Here is a 14237-nt window from a genome sequence, read left to right as displayed (position 1 = left end):
GCCGCCGATCGACTTGACGCTCGTGATCGTCATCGTCGCGACGAGCTCGTCGCCCGCGACGATCGGTCGCGAGTAGGTGAAGCGCTGGTCGCCGAGCACGACGCGCGTGAAGTCGACGCCCGCCTCCTCGTCGCCGAGGAGCTGCTCGAGAGTCGCCGCCGTCACGACGATCGGGAACGTCGTCGGGGCGATGACATCCGCGTGTCCCGCCGCCCGCGCGGCCTCGGGGTCGAGATGCGTCGCGTGGGTGGCGAAGACGGCGCGGGCGAACTCGCGCACCTTCTCGCGGCCGACCAGATAGGGGGCGGTCGGCGGATAGGTCCGACCTTGGATCGCAGGGTTCACCGACACGGGTTCAGCCTATCGAGGGCTTAAATGATCGACGCCCCGGCGACTCAAGTCTGCCGAGGCGTCGAAGGTGTTGTACCGGTTACTGGCAGCTCTCGCACTGCAGGTCGTCCATCGGATCGACCGGAACCGAGTAGCCGCCCACGGTGTCGACGTCGTTCATGGGGTCCTCCTCAAAGTCTGTGCCATCCCCCGCGCAGCCGGTGGCCGGCGCGTGAATCCTCACTATATAACCGGAATCACACGGATGTCATTCCCCTACATGTAGTGGTTTCGGCGTGTCGCGGTATTTTTCCAAGCTACCCGGGGCCACCGACATCCGTGGCCGGATTCAAGGCCCGTTTCCAGGTGGATGCGGCCACTGTTACCCCATGAACGGTCCCGACGAGAAGACCCAGCTCGCGCAAGTGGTCGAGAAGCTCGAGGAGAGGTTCCCCGCGTTCTCCACACAGGAGATCGAGATCATCGTCGCCGAGCAGGTCGCGCAGCTCGACGGCAACCCCATCCGCGACTACATCCCCCGGCTGGTCGAGCACGGCGCCCGCGCGAAGTTGCGCGAAGCCACCCGCACCTAGCCGGCCCGGCCGCGCACGAGGAACGCGATGACCCGCGCGATCCGAGTCCGCGGCTACCGGTAGTAGCCGGGGATGGTGCTGAACATGTCGGCCATCGAGCTGAAGATCACGACCTCGATCCACACGACGAGTGCCGTGATGAGGAGGAAGACCGCGATCTCGGCCCACAGCGGGGCGTGCCCCCGGCCGGTGCGGCGCTTCACGACGACGGACCGGCCGATCGTGTAGACGACGCCACCGATGAACGCGAACGCCCAGTGGAAAGGCTTCGGCACGCCGCGGGCGGCGAGCTGTTTCATGTCGCGATACGCGAAGAACACGCTCAGGCCGTAGACGACGTACCCGAGCACGAGCGAAGCCCAGTAGAACGGCGAGAGGAAGAGGCCGAACGTCGCCGACATCGCACCGCGGGGATCGTTCGCCGTCGGGTCGAAGTCGAACATCGAGCCCCACGGCACGAACAGCAGCAGGAGCATGGGCAGCACCGGCAGGGCGATGATGAGCCAGATCCAGATCGTGTTCCAGTCGGTGCCGGGCGGGGCCTTGAGCGGCGGCGGCGCCGGGTAGGGCTGCCCCGGGGTGTGACGCAGCTCCGTCCAGGCGCCGCCGTCCCAGTAGCGGCCCTGCGCGGGGTTCTGCGGGTCGGTGTACCAGCCGGCCGGGGCCGCGGGCGTTCCCTGTGCGCTCATGGCCCGATCCTAAGCCGACCCCGCCGCGCGGAGGATAAGGTGCCCGCATGGACGAGATCGCCACCGGGGCCGGGCGCTGACCGTGCCCGGTGGCGGGCTGTTCTCCGATCGGACGCGCAAGAAGGACATCGTCGCCGACGCCGTCTCGCTCGCCACCGCGGCCGTGCGCATCGTCGTGAAGAACCTGCTCATCGTGCGCGCCCTGCGGGGTCGCGTCGACTACGAGCCGTCGTGGTGGCTCGCGACCGTCGCGCGCGAGTTCGAGGTCATCGCCGCGCAGAACGAGGCGGATGCCGCGAGGCTCGAGCAGGTGCGTGACGCGACCCGCCGCAAGCGCGGTCGCCCGCAGCATCCCGGCGACTTCCGCGCAACCGACGCCCCCGTGCTACGGCGTCGCATCCGCGTGCTGCGCAAGATCGCCACGCGACTGCGTGAGATCGCGACCGATCAAGATGCCGTCGAGGCGCTCATCGCCGAGGCCCGCCGCGCCGCGCTCGACGAGATCACCAACGCTCGGCACACGCCCTCTCCGCGCGTGCACCTCGACGCCGACGACCGGGCGATCGCCCTCACGCTCCTCGCGGGCGACCTCGCGGCGCTCGTCGAGGAGCACGGCGCGGGCGACTGACGTCCGGTCTGCTGGCGCCGCGACCGCGAGGTCGGCCACGATGAGAGCATGCACGACACCGTGTTCGAGCGGTCGGCTCCCGACCGGCGCCTCGTCGCCGAGGCTCTCCGCGACTCCCGGCGGGCGGTGTTCTGGCTCGAGGACGCCCCGGGCGAGCGCGCGCCCGCTCTGCCTGCCGACCTCGACGCCGATCTCGCGATCGTCGGCGGCGGCTACACCGGGCTGTGGACGGCGATCCGCGCGAAGGAGCGCGATCCGGCGAGTCGGGTCGTGCTGCTCGAGGCCTCGACGATCGGCTGGGCGGCGTCGGGCCGCAACGGCGGCTTCGTCGAGGCGAGCCTCACGCACGGCGAGTCGAACGGCGAGCGCCGCTGGCCGGAGGAGCTCGCGCGACTCGACGAACTCGGCCACGCGAACCTCGACGCCATCGGCGACACCATCGCCCGCTACGGGATGCACGTCGACTTCGAGCGCACGGGCACCCTGAGCGTCGCGGTCGAGCCCCACCAGCTGCCGTGGCTCGAGGGCTCGTCGACCCACGACGACGTGCACCTCGACGCCGCGTCGGTGCGGGCCGAGATCGACTCTCCGACCTTCCTCGCCGGGCGCTGGGACAAGCGCGGCACTGCGCTCGTGCACCCCGGCAAGCTCGCCGCCGAGCTCGCCCGCGTCGCCCGCGAGCTCGGCGTGGAGGTCTTCGAGCGCACCCGGGTGCGCCGGCTCGACACGAGTCGGGATGTCGTGGTGCTGCACACGGACGGTGGCCGGGTGCGCGCGGCACGGGTCGCGCTCGCGACCAACGTGTTCCCGTCGCTCCTGAAGCGCAATCGGCTGATGACCGTGCCGGTCTACGACTACGTGCTCATGACGGAGCCGCTGACGGCATCCCAGCGCTCCTCGATCGGCTGGAGCAACCGGCAGGGCCTCGCAGATCTCGCGAACCAGTTCCACTACTCGCGGCTCACGGCCGACGACCGCATCCTCTACGGCGGCTACGACGCGGTGTACTACACGGGCGGCCGCATCCGGCCGGAGTACGAGGAGCGCGCGGCGTCGTACGAGCGACTCGCGAGCCACCTGCTCACGACGTTCCCGCAGCTCGAGGGCATCCGCTTCACCCACCGTTGGGCGGGCGTCATCGACACGAGCACGCGGTTCTGCGCCTTCTTCGGCACCGCCCGCGGCGGTCGCGTCGCCTATGCCGCGGGCTTCACGGGGCTCGGCGTCGCCGCCACCCGGTTCGCGGCCGACGTCATGCTCGACAAGCTCGGCGGGCTCGACACGGAGCTCACACGCCTGCGGATGGTGCGCGAGCGCCCGCTGCCGTTCCCACCCGAGCCGGCGGCCTCCGTCGGCATCAACCTCACGCGCCGGTCTCTCGACCGGGCTGATCACCGCGAAGGGAAGCGCGACATGCTTCTGAAGACCCTCGACGCCCTCGGCCTCGGATTCGACTCGTGACCCTTCGACACGACGGCGATGCCGCCTACTCAGGGCAGGTCGCGCTCGACCCGGGCGTTCTCGTCGCGGCGGTCGGCCTGGACGTGCGGCTGTCGCCGCTGCCCGCCGACGAGGTCGTCGAGGGGAGCCCGTCGGCGGGCTCGGTCGTGCTCGACGACACCGGTGACGTCGAGATCGGCGTCTGGGAGATGACGCCGGGCACAGCGACCGACACCGAGGCCGACGAGGTCTTCATCGTCATCTCGGGGCGCGCGACCGTGCTGTTCGAGGGACTACCGTCGATCGAACTCGCGCCTGGCGCCGTCGTGCGGCTGACGGAGGGGATGCGTACGACGTGGGTCGTGCACGAGACCCTGCGGAAGGTCTACGTCGCCTGAGGCGTTCTACGCGCGGGCCACCGGTTGGCGCAGGATCGTGCGCAGCCTCTCGGGCGCCACCTTGCGGGCGTCGCTCAGGTAGATCTCGTGATGACGGTCTGTCATGACGAGGCCCTCCGCCGGGATGAACTCGTCGTGCATCCGCGCAAGCACGGGGCCCTCGTCGTCGTACGAGCCGACGTGGAGGGTCTGCACGCACAGACCCTCGTCGAGCGTCTCGAGCCGCACGCCGTCTCCCGCGGCCGCGACGTCGTCGGGGGTGATCCAGTCGGGTACGAGGTTCAGCAGCGTCCAGTGCCACGTCGACTTGTCGCGGCGGGTGGTGAAGGACGCGGGGTCGTCGGCCGACCAGAGCGCCTCGAGCGGCATGACGACGTAGTCGCGACCCGCGGCCTTGCTCGCGAACTTGACGCGATAGGCGACCGGGTAGATCGCCTCGATCGCGCGTCGGTAGACGTCGGTGTTCGGGTCGCCGTGCCCGTCGATCGCGAGGTACTGCCGCGGCGGAACGGTCAGGATGCGGAAGGCTCCCGCCTTCGCCGCGTAGGAGTCGAGCTTCTTGAGGTCGGTCTTCACGGACGCTGCACCGTCGTCGTCATGATGAGCTCGAGCCCGCCCTCGACCTCACGGCGCTCCAACCCGACCCTCACGGCGGCGGCCTCGGCCAGCGAGCTCAGGTGCGTGCCGCCGCACGGGATCACGGCGTCGCCGTCGGGGAGGGCGCAGACCCAGCGCCGCCGGTCGCCGAGCGCGTCGCCGTCGCGATCGATGCGGATGTCGGCTCCCGTCGCGACCCATGCGGCGAGCGCGTCGTTCGCGCGACCCGCCACGGCATCCACGTCGTCGAGCGCAGCGGGATCGAAGCCGCGGCGTCGCAGCGACTTGCCGACGCGGTAGACGTCGACCGAGCCGTTCTCGTGGATGAGCGACGACTGGCAGGCCAGCGCGTCGAACCCGGGGTGGCCGAGCGCGTCCGTCGGCACCTCCTTCGTCCACGCGTCGGCGAGCGCCCGGTCGAGCGCGAGCGACGCGAGGTGACATCCGGTGTGGCCCGCTGAGAGCACGTCCCGGTAACCCTCGTCGACGGTCACCGTCGCGTCGTCGCCGACCGACACCGTCGCCTCCGGCGCCACGACGTGCACCACGACGAAGTTCCACCCGTCGGCGCCCGTGCGCACCGGGATGTCGCGGCCCACGACGAGGTCGCCCCCGTCGGTCGCGCCGACGATCGCGTCGAGCACGGGATACGCGACACCCCCCGCCTCGAGTGTCCCGCGGTCGGCGGGCTGGTCGGGCCACCCGGCGTCGACGGCGTGGAAGGCGGTGCGGTCGAGCACGACACCCAGGCCGCCTTCGACGGGGAGGGTGGCGACGACCGTGCCCGTCGACGTGGTCGCACCCGCGGGGTAGTCGACGACCGTGTCGGCGTGGAGAGGCATCCCCCGATTATCGCGCGGCCAGCGCGGGCCGCCGTCAGCCCGAGGTGATGCGCTCGCGTGCGGTGTCACCGCGCTGCGCGACCGGCACGTGCTCCCCGGCGACGGCGAGGCCCTGCACGGGCATGTTGCTGTAGACCGCCTCGTAGGCGCCGGCCGCGACGCGGTAGGTCTCGTGGAACACTCCGACGTCGCCGCTCGTGCCGACCTTGCGGTTGAACGCACGCCACGTCTCGAGGTGCGGGTCGTCGCGGTCCCGGGCGAATCGCTCGAGGTGGTCGAAGCTGCGCCAGTGCTGGACGAGCGTGAAGGTGCGCCCCGACCAGCCGGATTGCAGCGCGAGCAGACCCTTCTCGGGGTGGGTGAAGAGTTCGCGCAGCATGGGCCCCATCGCGGCCGCGACCGGCACCCACTTGTGCAGCTTCCACAGCTTGTTGATGCGCATCCCGATGACGAAGACGACGAAGTCGCCGTCGATGCGGGCGGTGTAGCGACCCGGATGGACCTTCATGCAGCACTCCTCGAAATAGATAGTTTGACTCTCCGTAATGGAGAGTGCCACTATCTATCAAGAAGGTCAAGAGGGGGATGGATGCGGATCGCGGCGCTCAGCGTCGCGACGGAACTGCCCGTCGCGACGCTCAAGTACTACCTGCGCGAAGGGCTGCTGCACCCCGGAGCAGCGACGGCCGTCAACCAGGCCGACTACGACGAGGGGCACGTACGGCGCGCCCGCCTCGTGCGCGCGCTGCTCGAGCTCGGCAACCTCCAGCTGAGCGACATCAAGCGTGTGCTCGCCGCGGTCGGCGACGAGACCGTCGGGCTGCACGACGCGTTCGGCATCGCCCAGGACGCCATGGTCCCACCACGCACGCGATCGGGTGCCGCCTACGAACGGGCGCTCGCCGACGTCGACGCCTTCGTCCGCCGCCACCGCCTGCAGGTGCGGCCGGACGCCCAGGTGCGCGGGATGCTCGCCGACGCACTCGTCGCCGTGCGCTCCGGCGGGTGGGACTTCGATCTCGCCGCGTTCGACGAGCGGATGCCGCGGATCACGGCCGAGGCGATCGCCGAGCTCTCGGGGGTTCCGGCCGACGACCGCGCCGCCGCGATGGAGGCGAGTGTCATCGGCACGATCTCCTACGAGGTCGCGATCGCCGCGCTGCGGCGGCTCGCCCTCGAGCACGCGAGCTGGCGCCGCTTCGGCCGGTGAGCCGCGGCCCCGCTCAGGCGACGCCGTGCGCCTCGCGCGTACCCGCCTCGCCCGTCGCGAGCAGCCCCGCCTCGGCGAGAGCATCCCGCAGCTCGTCGCGCGACCCCACGCCGAGCTTGCGGTAGATCGAGTACAGCTGGTTCTCGACGGTGCGGGCCGAGACGCCGAGGTGCTCTCCGATCTCTCGGGCGCGCAGGCGCTGCGCGGCGACCCGCGCGACCTCGAGCTCGCGCGGCGTGAGCGACGGCAGCTCGCGACGCTGGAGGAGCGGGGCATCCACTTCGGCGGCCAGAGCGGTCGCGAGCGACTGCAGGCGACGGCGATGCTCCTCGCCGACGGGCATCCCGAGGGCGATCGAGATGCCGTCGATCGCCGCGGGCGCGAGTCCGGCGCGGGCGAGCCGCCGGGCGGCAGCGCCGACGAGCTCGGGCTTGCCCCGATCGAGAGCGACGGCGAGATCGCGCAGCGCGACGCACGGCTCGACGTGCTCCGACATCCCCGCGCAGAGCTGCTGCGCGAGTTCGGCCGTGCGCGCGACCTCGCCGAAACGGAGGGCGTTCGCGAGTGTCAGCGCGCCGAGGAACCGGTAGCCCGACGAGATGGCATCGGCGACGACGGCGGCGATGATCCTCGCTGCGCCGCTCAGGTCGCCGTCGGCCGCGAGCAGGAAGGCCTCGCACTCCGCCCGTTGCAGCACCGCGGCCCCGGACACCGTGACCTCGCTCAACTCCTGCAGTTGTGCACGCGCGGTCGCATGCTCGCCGCTCTGGGCGTTGACCGTCGCGCGCAGCGCGAGAGCGAGCGCGAGCAGCTCGCCGTCGTCGGAGCGACGGAGCTGCTCCACCGCGAGCTCTGCGAGGCGGAGGGCGTCGGAGAGTCGGCCCTCTTGAGCGCGCTGACCGGCGAGCATCACCGTGAAGAAGCCGAGCGCCTCGTCGGCCTGCGCACGCGCCGACTCGAGGTACTCCGCGGCGGCGTCGGCCCGTCCGAGCGAGCGCAGCTCCACGATCCGCTGGAGGCCCGACGCGATCGCCGCGGTCGAGCGGAGCTCTCCGAGGAGGGCGCGAGGCAACTCGAGCGGTGTCGCGGCGGCGAGCGCTGCGGCCGGCTCGCCGCGCATCGAGGCTGCGACGACCGCGGCGATCGCGTCGCGCACCTCAGCCTCCACCGCCGGGCCGGATCCCCCACCGCCGAGCCCCGCGAGCACCCGCCAACGCCAGAGGTCGGCGTCGAGGGCGACCGCCTCACGCTCGGTGAGCGTCGCGCGGGCGAGCTCACCCTGCGCCACGGCGGCATCGGGGTCACGGCGCCGCGCCGCGAGATGCTCGCCGAGAGAACTCGCGAGGGCCGCGCGCTCACCCGGATCGGTCGCGAGGCCGGCGGCCTGCTCGAACAGCCGATCGGCGTCGTCGAGGGAACGCGCGAGGGAGTGGTAGCCGGCGGCCGCGAGAACGGCGGCGAACACCTCGGCGCGGCGCGCGGGCTGGGCGGCCGCGGTGTCGGCCAGATCGGCCGCCGTGCGGTGATCTCCGCGCGCCGAGGCGTAGGCGGCCGCCCACACGAGCTCGGTCGCCGCCGATGACCGCGCCGAGCGCCGCTCGAGCTCCACCGCGGCGAAGCGACGCGAAGGCTCGCCGCTCGCCCGCAGGAGGCGAATCGCTTCCTCGACGTCTCCGTCATCCTCGAGCGACTCGGCGATCAGCGGGTGGGCGACCGACACGCGGCGCGGGCCCGCCGGGGCGACGAGCCCCCGCTGGCGGAGCACGGCGAGCGCCTCCTCACGCTCCGGGGAGACCGTGATGAGGGGCACCGCGACCGGCTGCGTGAGCGCGATGAGCCGCAGCAGGCGATGCTGGTCGGCGGTCAACGCGGTGACGCGCGCGGTGATCACGGCCCCGAGACCGGTCGGCGGGTCGTCGCGCCGGAATTCCACCGACGCGCCGCGGTGCAGCACCTGGCCGGCCTCGACCGCCGACTCGACGAGAACCCGCACGTGGAGCGGGTTCCCATCCGTCTCCCACATGAGCCGGTGCACGTCGGCGTCGCCGGCCGGCACGCGGAAGAAGGTCTCGAGGATGTCGGCCACCTCGCCGACCGTGAGCCCTTCGAGCCGGTGGCGCTCGACGAGTCCCTCCGCGTCGAGCCGTCGGAGCGGGGGCGGGAGCGGCTCACCGAGACGCGCCGTCGCGACGACGGGGATGCCGAGACCCCCGACCAGTCGGCGCACGACCTCGGCGGAGGCGTCGTCGAGGCGAGGGGCGTCGTCGACGAGCAGCAGCCGCTTCGACGGCGCTCGCCCGAGGGAGGCCACGACCGCGGCGACGGCCGCCTCGCCGTCGACGTCCCCCAGTTCGCGAAGAACGTCGTCGAAGGCGCCGAGCGGGATCGCCGACCGGTCGGGGTACCCGACGACGGCGACGACATCCCGTCCCGAACGCCCGACCACGGCGGCGGCGAGCGCCGACTTGCCGACGCCGGCTGCGCCTTCGATCAGCCGCAGCCGCGCCGGACGGGCACGGACCGCCGCGACGACCTCGTCTTCCGCGGCGTCGCGGGTGACGATCGGCCACGCGTCCGATCCGCTCCGCACGTCTGCGCCCCCTCGGTCGTGCCCGTCGGGCCGCACCCACGGACAGTGCCCCCACAGTAGTGGGCATGAGTGCTCTTCACTCATCGCGCGTGGGACCGCGGTGCGGCACGCTCGCCCCATGCGAACTCTCACGATCCTTGTGCCCTCCACCCTGCTGGGTCTCGTACTCCTGTCCGGCTGCGCCTCACCGCTTCCCGGGGGTCTCGGGCCGGGCGGTCTGGAGGAGGCGATCGAGCAGGAGACCGGCGGTGAGGTCGACTTCGGCGACGCATCGCTCCCGGCCGACTGGCCCGCCGAGTTGCCGCTCCCCGCGGGCGACCTCGTCTCGTCGATCAGCAGCGAGGGCACCCAGGTGCTCACCTACCGCATCGACGACCCGTCGGTGGGCGAGCGCCTCGTGGCCGACCTCGAGGCCGTCGGCTTCACCACGACGACGACCTCAGACATGGGCGAGCTCGTCGCCCATGTGCTCGACCGGGACGGATGGATGGTCACGGTCGGCTGGGTCTCGGGCGACGAAGACGGGGTCGTGCTCAACTACTCGTCCGGGCCGCACTGAGTCAGCGCCGCACCCAGGCGACGGTGAGCGAGCCCGAGGCCTCGGTCACCGTCGTCGTCATCCCCCCGGGGGTGCACGCGACGGTCATCGTGCCCGACCACGGGTCGGACGCGACCTCCGACTGATCGACCGAGTACACCCCGCCGCCCGAGGCGAGGGTGACGACCGAGGTCATCCCGGTCGCGTCGGTGGCCGCGAGCGTGTACTCCGCATCGGCGCCGGTCCACGTGCCGCTCTCGGTGCCGTCGTGGGTGACGGTCTGCGTGAAGTCCGCGCCGTCGGTGACGCCGGTCACGACGTACTCCGAGTCGGATGCCGTCAGCAGGTAGCCGCCCGACGGGCCCCAGTCGAGGTCGAGAACTCCGTGCACGGCGACCTCGGTGCCGGGCAGCTCCGTTCGCCAGAGCTCTTGCAGCGCCGCAGCCCACGACGCGTTGTCGAGCGACCACTCGCCCACGGGGCAGGCGTTCGCGTCGGCGTCGGATCCCTCGACGTCGTCGCCCGTGCCGGTCGACCCCGGGGTGGCATCGCCGGACCCGCTCGAGTCGCCCGCCCCGCCGCCGCCCACGAACCAGAGCTCGGGCGTGCATCCGGCGAGGGTCAGCGCGGTGGAGAGGGCGAGGGCGGACAGGGCGAGGCGGCGACGTCGGGTCATAGCGGCATCCTGCTCAGCCCCGCGCACTCCCGCGATGAGTGGAGAGTACTCACCGTCGCGTCGCCTCGAGCGTGCGGCCGGCGTCGGCCAGACGGACGGCTCGCTCGTCAAGTGCCCACCTGAGGTCGCGGTGTCCCGTAGCCTCGCGACATGCGTGACCTCTCCGCGGCACTCGACGGTGCCGTCGCACGGGGGGAGATCGTCGCCTGGTTCCAGCCTCAGGTGCTGCTCGAGACCGGCGGGATCGTCGGCGCGGAGGCGCTCTGCCGCTGGCAGCATCCGGAGTGGGGCCTCATCGGGCCCGCCGAGTTCATCTCGATCGCCGAGGAGATGGGCGAGATCGATGCGATCGGGCGCTACATGGCCGAGGAGAGCCTCGCGGTGCTCACCGAGTGCGAGACGCTGGAACGTCCGATCGACGTCTCGGTGAACGTCTCACCGGTCCAGCTGCTCGGCCCCGCCTTCACCGACTGGCTCGAGGAACGGCTCGACGGCGTGCACCTGCGTCGCAGTGCGCTCACGATCGAGGTCACCGAAGCGCGGCCGCTCGAGGACGTGCCGGCCCTCGTGCAGCGACTCGACAGCCTGCGTCGTGCCGGCGTGGGCATCGCCATCGACGACTTCGGGGTCGGGCAGTCGTCGCTCACCCAGCTGCGGCGACTCCACGGCACGGAGCTGAAGATCGACCGCTCCCTCGTCGCCGACCTGTCGTCAGCCACCACCGCCTTCCTCCAACGGGTCATCGGCGCGGCACACGACGTCGGCATCCGCGTCGTGGCGGAAGGCGTCGAGACGATCCAGCATCTGCAGCGCATCCGCGACCTCGGCGTCGACCGCGCGCAGGGCTACCTCCTCGGCCGGCCCGTCCCGCGCGAAGAGCTCACCCGCCTCGTCGCACCCTGACGCTCACGGCGAGAACCGTCCGACGCTCACGCGATCGCCGCCCGCCGTCTTCGCCTCGTACATCGCGTGGTCGGCGGCCCGCACGAGCTGGTCGAAGACGAAGCCGGCGTCGCCCGGCTCCACCGCCGAGACGATACCGACGCTCGCGGTGACCGGAAGATCGAGAGGGATGCCGGGGTACGGCTGCGCGACCGACCGGCGGATGCGCTCGCCGAGCACCACGGCATCCTCCTCGTGCTCGACCTGAGCCACGGCGATGAACTCGTCACCGCCGAACCGTCCGATGATGTCGTGCTCGCGCACCGTCGACTGGAGCCGCCGGCCGACCTCGCCGAGCAGCGCGTCGCCGGCCGCGTGGCCGAGGCGGTCGTTGACGCCTTTGAAGCCGTCGAGATCGACGAAGGCGACGCAGAGTCGGCCGGGACCGGCGACCAGGGTGCGGCCGACCTCCTCCTCGACGAGCCGACGGCCGGGGAGTCCCGTGACCTCGTCGTGCATGGCCGCGCGCCGCAAGGTCTCTTCGAGCCGCACCCGCGCGATCGCCTGCACCGCCTGATTCGCGAGCGCCTCCGCGAGCGGCACGGCCTCGTCGTCGAAGTCGCGCGGGTGGTCGAAGTAGCAGATGACCGACCCGATCGACTCGCCCGCGTAGCGCAGCGGCGATGCGACCGCGGCATGCACCCCCGCGGCACGGAAGACCTCGTCCATCGGGACGTCGGGCACGAACTGCGACGCCGCCGCCGCGTTCGGCACGACGAGCACCTGATTCCACTCGAGAGTCGTCACGCCGGTCGGCTTGTAGCCCGGAGGCCAGTGCGCGGCGAGCGGGTTCTCGCCCGCGACCTGTTCGACGTGCGCGCCGTCGCGAAGGTGGACGCTCACCGAGCTCGCCGCGAACGCGCGACGGGCGACGTCGACGAGCAGCTCGGCCGCATGCTCGACCGTGCGCACCTCGGCGAACCCGACCGCCGCACCGAGGAGGAGCTGCAGTCGCTTGAGGCCGCGCTCGGTGCGACTGCCGCCCGCGCGGAAGGCGCGGCCGAACTCGGAGTCGGGCGACAGGTCGAACACGACGACGCGATCGGGTGCGTCCGGGTCGCTCGAGGGCAGCTTCCCCACGACGACGGGAAGCGCGGCGCCGGAACGGTGGCGCAGCGTGGCGTCGGCTGGGATGCCGCCGTCTTTCACGAGGTGCAGGCGGATGGCGAGCACCGTCTCGAGCTGCTGCCCGACGACGTCGGCGCGCACGGCTCCGATCCACTCCAGGAGGGTCGGATTCGCGTCGACGATCACGCCCGCCGCGTCGACTTCGAGGAGCCCGCAGGGGGTCAGTCGCGACGGCATGACGACACCCGCCCCGGAGACGAGAGCGCGTGCATGATCGGATCATCCGGCGCGCGGCGACCGGGTGTCAAATCGGCTCGGGAGGGGGTTGCGGCGGTGGGTGGTGAAGCCCTACAAGGGGGCGAGAACTGGCTTGTGTAGCGGAGGCGGGGCACGATCCCGCGACCTCACGATGATGAGCGTGGCGAGAACTGGCTTGTGTAGCGGAGGCGGGGCACGATCCCGCGACCTCACGATGATGAGCGTGGCGAGAACTGGCTTGTGTAGCGGAGGCGGGGCACGATCCCGCGACCTCACGATTATGAGTCGTGCGCTCTAACCAGCTGAGCTACTCCGCCAAGGGGCTGCTCTCGTCGCCGCTTGGTGCACCGGCGAGAGCGCCGAGCCCCGAGTCAGGATTGAACTGACGACCCCTTCCTTACCATGGAAGTGCTCTACCACTGAGCTATCGGGGCAGGCCTCGGCGAGCCGAGGCACCAGGAGACTTTATCACCCACCCCGAGTGGCGCCGAACGTCGCCGGGCGACTCTCTCCCGGTGTGCTGCCGAACCGCTCACGGTACGTGCGATGGAAGTGCGAGGGATCGCGGAAGCCGCTCGCGCGGGCGATCTCGGCGATGCCGAACCGGCGCCATCCCGACGACTCGAGGCGCGTGCGGGCGAGCTCGAGCCGCTCGGCGAGCAGCCAGCCGCCGAAGGTCTCCCCGGCCGCGGCGAACACCGACTGCACGGTGCGGGTGGAGACGCCGAACGATTCCGCGAGGTCGAGCAGGCCGAAGCCCGGGTCGGCGAGTCGCCCGCGCGCGACCGCCGCGTACTCGTCGAAACGCCGCGGACGCTCCTCCGCGTCGCCGGCGAGTACGGCGAGCAGGGCCCGCACGGGCACGCTCATCGCGGCGGCGACGCCGGGCCGCCCGGCTTCGACCTCGGAGCACATGAGCCGCGCCTGGGCGGCGAGCTGGCGTCCGGCCGCAGTGCGGGCGAGTCGCTCGTCGATGCGCCGCACGCTCGCCGCGTCGGGGGCGAACCCGTCGCCCTTGTCGATCCGCAGCGAGAACAGTCGGAACCGCGACCGCTCGGCGAAGTCGACGACGAACGGGCGTTCGCTGTCGAGCAGGAACGGATGCCCGCTCGCGACGTTCCACGTACGCCCGAGATGGTCGACCCGATGCGCGCCGCCGACCCCGAGGTTCAGGTAGACGGCCTCGTCGGGGCGCTGCCGCACCATGCTGTCACCGCGTCGTCCGACGTGACCGGGCGCCGCCATCCGTGCGAGCACCGCCCCGCCGCCCACCTCGACGGCGTCGAACTCGGCGTCGAAGTCTCCCGAGCCCGACCATTCGGTGCGGATGCCGAGGTACACCTCGCTGATCGCGTCGCGGAAGTACTCGAACCGTTCGGCGAGGGGCACGTCGGACGTGCGCGCGTGGGGGATGCGGGCGCCTTCGCCGTCGGCCATC

At 71.9% G+C, this 14237-nt stretch carries 16 protein-coding genes and 2 tRNA genes; 7 read left to right on the top strand and 11 right to left on the bottom strand.

The genetic code is table 11. The annotated features are described in order from the left end of the window. A partial coding sequence (locus ACO1X9_RS01775) for an FAS1-like dehydratase domain-containing protein (protein WP_486349118.1) occupies window positions 1-351 on the bottom strand: 351 nt, incomplete at its 3' end. 368 nt (window positions 352-719) lie between these two features. Here ACO1X9_RS01775 and ACO1X9_RS01770 point away from each other — a divergent pair. Next, on the top strand, window positions 720-923 hold the full coding sequence (locus tag ACO1X9_RS01770) for a three-helix bundle dimerization domain-containing protein (RefSeq protein WP_486349117.1): 204 nt from the start codon (window positions 720-722) through the stop codon (window positions 921-923). Between the two features lie 53 nt (window positions 924-976). On the opposite strand, the gene ACO1X9_RS01765 is transcribed toward ACO1X9_RS01770, so the two are convergent. Beyond that, complete coding sequence (locus tag ACO1X9_RS01765; RefSeq protein WP_486349116.1) at window positions 977-1612, bottom strand: DUF2510 domain-containing protein; 636 nt, start codon at window positions 1610-1612, stop codon at window positions 977-979. An 82-nt stretch (window positions 1613-1694) separates the two neighbouring features. On the opposite strand from ACO1X9_RS01765, the gene ACO1X9_RS01760 reads away from it, so the two are divergent. Genes ACO1X9_RS01760 through ACO1X9_RS01750 form a run of 3 tightly spaced genes read left to right on the top strand, consistent with a single transcriptional unit; the run spans window position 1695 to window position 4078 of the window. Continuing rightward, a complete protein-coding gene (locus ACO1X9_RS01760) occupies window positions 1695-2240 on the top strand; it encodes a hypothetical protein (RefSeq protein WP_486349115.1) in 546 nt (181 codons plus the stop codon). Window positions 2241-2288: 48 nt separating this feature from the next. Beyond that, window positions 2289-3701 (top strand): NAD(P)/FAD-dependent oxidoreductase, encoded by a 1413-nt coding sequence (locus tag ACO1X9_RS01755; RefSeq protein WP_486349114.1) that lies wholly within the window; start codon window positions 2289-2291, stop codon window positions 3699-3701. Continuing rightward, complete coding sequence (locus tag ACO1X9_RS01750; protein ID WP_486349113.1) at window positions 3698-4078, top strand: cupin domain-containing protein; 381 nt, start codon at window positions 3698-3700, stop codon at window positions 4076-4078. Before ACO1X9_RS01755 ends, ACO1X9_RS01750 begins: the two co-directional genes overlap by 4 nt. Window positions 4079-4084: 6 nt before the next feature. On the opposite strand, the gene ACO1X9_RS01745 is transcribed toward ACO1X9_RS01750, so the two are convergent. From ACO1X9_RS01745 to ACO1X9_RS01735, 3 genes are read right to left on the bottom strand one after another with little or no spacing between them, the layout of a single operon-like run. Further along, on the bottom strand, window positions 4085-4654 hold the full coding sequence (locus ACO1X9_RS01745; RefSeq protein WP_486349112.1) for a GyrI-like domain-containing protein: 570 nt from the start codon (window positions 4652-4654) through the stop codon (window positions 4085-4087). Then, window positions 4651-5517: an alanyl-tRNA editing protein gene (locus ACO1X9_RS01740; protein WP_486349111.1), complete on the bottom strand. Its 867-nt coding sequence runs from the start codon at window positions 5515-5517 to the stop codon at window positions 4651-4653. The genes ACO1X9_RS01745 and ACO1X9_RS01740 overlap by 4 nt, the downstream gene beginning before the upstream one ends. A gap of 34 nt (window positions 5518-5551) precedes the next feature. Next, window positions 5552-6025, bottom strand: a complete 474-nt coding sequence (locus ACO1X9_RS01735; protein WP_486349110.1) for a DUF4188 domain-containing protein — start codon at window positions 6023-6025, stop codon at window positions 5552-5554. 81 nt (window positions 6026-6106) lie between these two features. Between ACO1X9_RS01735 and ACO1X9_RS01730 the strand changes: the two genes are divergently transcribed. Beyond that, window positions 6107-6727, top strand: a complete 621-nt coding sequence (locus tag ACO1X9_RS01730) for a MerR family transcriptional regulator (RefSeq protein WP_486349109.1) — start codon at window positions 6107-6109, stop codon at window positions 6725-6727. 13 nt (window positions 6728-6740) lie between these two features. Here ACO1X9_RS01730 and ACO1X9_RS01725 read toward each other — a convergent pair whose 3' ends face one another. Continuing rightward, entirely contained in the window at window positions 6741-9317 is a 2577-nt protein-coding gene (locus tag ACO1X9_RS01725) for a helix-turn-helix transcriptional regulator (protein ID WP_486349108.1), read from the bottom strand. Between the two features lie 118 nt (window positions 9318-9435). Here ACO1X9_RS01725 and ACO1X9_RS01720 point away from each other — a divergent pair, with 118 nt between their 5' ends. Continuing rightward, window positions 9436-9876, top strand: a complete 441-nt coding sequence (locus tag ACO1X9_RS01720) for a hypothetical protein (protein WP_486349107.1) — start codon at window positions 9436-9438, stop codon at window positions 9874-9876. A gap of 1 nt (window position 9877) precedes the next feature. Here ACO1X9_RS01720 and ACO1X9_RS01715 read toward each other — a convergent pair whose 3' ends face one another. Next, entirely contained in the window at window positions 9878-10531 is a 654-nt protein-coding gene (locus tag ACO1X9_RS01715; RefSeq protein WP_486349106.1) for a hypothetical protein, read from the bottom strand. A 150-nt stretch (window positions 10532-10681) separates the two neighbouring features. Between ACO1X9_RS01715 and ACO1X9_RS01710 the strand changes: the two genes are divergently transcribed. Continuing rightward, window positions 10682-11434: an EAL domain-containing protein gene (locus ACO1X9_RS01710; RefSeq protein ID WP_486349105.1), complete on the top strand. Its 753-nt coding sequence runs from the start codon at window positions 10682-10684 to the stop codon at window positions 11432-11434. Between the two features lie 3 nt (window positions 11435-11437). Here the strand turns inward: ACO1X9_RS01710 and ACO1X9_RS01705 are convergent, their stop codons facing one another. The 4 genes from ACO1X9_RS01705 to ACO1X9_RS01690 all read right to left on the bottom strand — a co-directional run bounded on the left by ACO1X9_RS01705 (window position 11438) and on the right by ACO1X9_RS01690 (window position 14236). Continuing rightward, window positions 11438-12778 carry a diguanylate cyclase gene (locus ACO1X9_RS01705; protein WP_486349104.1) on the bottom strand — a complete coding sequence of 447 codons (1341 nt, stop codon included), beginning with the start codon at window positions 12776-12778 and terminating at the stop codon, window positions 11438-11440. Window positions 12779-13042: 264 nt separating this feature from the next. Continuing rightward, window positions 13043-13116 (bottom strand) — tRNA-Met (locus ACO1X9_RS01700). 45 nt (window positions 13117-13161) lie between these two features. Then, window positions 13162-13233, bottom strand: a tRNA-Thr gene (locus tag ACO1X9_RS01695). A gap of 34 nt (window positions 13234-13267) precedes the next feature. Next, complete coding sequence (locus tag ACO1X9_RS01690) at window positions 13268-14236, bottom strand: helix-turn-helix transcriptional regulator (RefSeq protein WP_486349103.1); 969 nt, start codon at window positions 14234-14236, stop codon at window positions 13268-13270. Window position 14237: the final 1 nt, after the last annotated feature.

This window comes from Pseudolysinimonas sp. (genome assembly GCF_057350545.1).
This window is presented reverse-complemented; position numbering and strand designations above follow the sequence as displayed.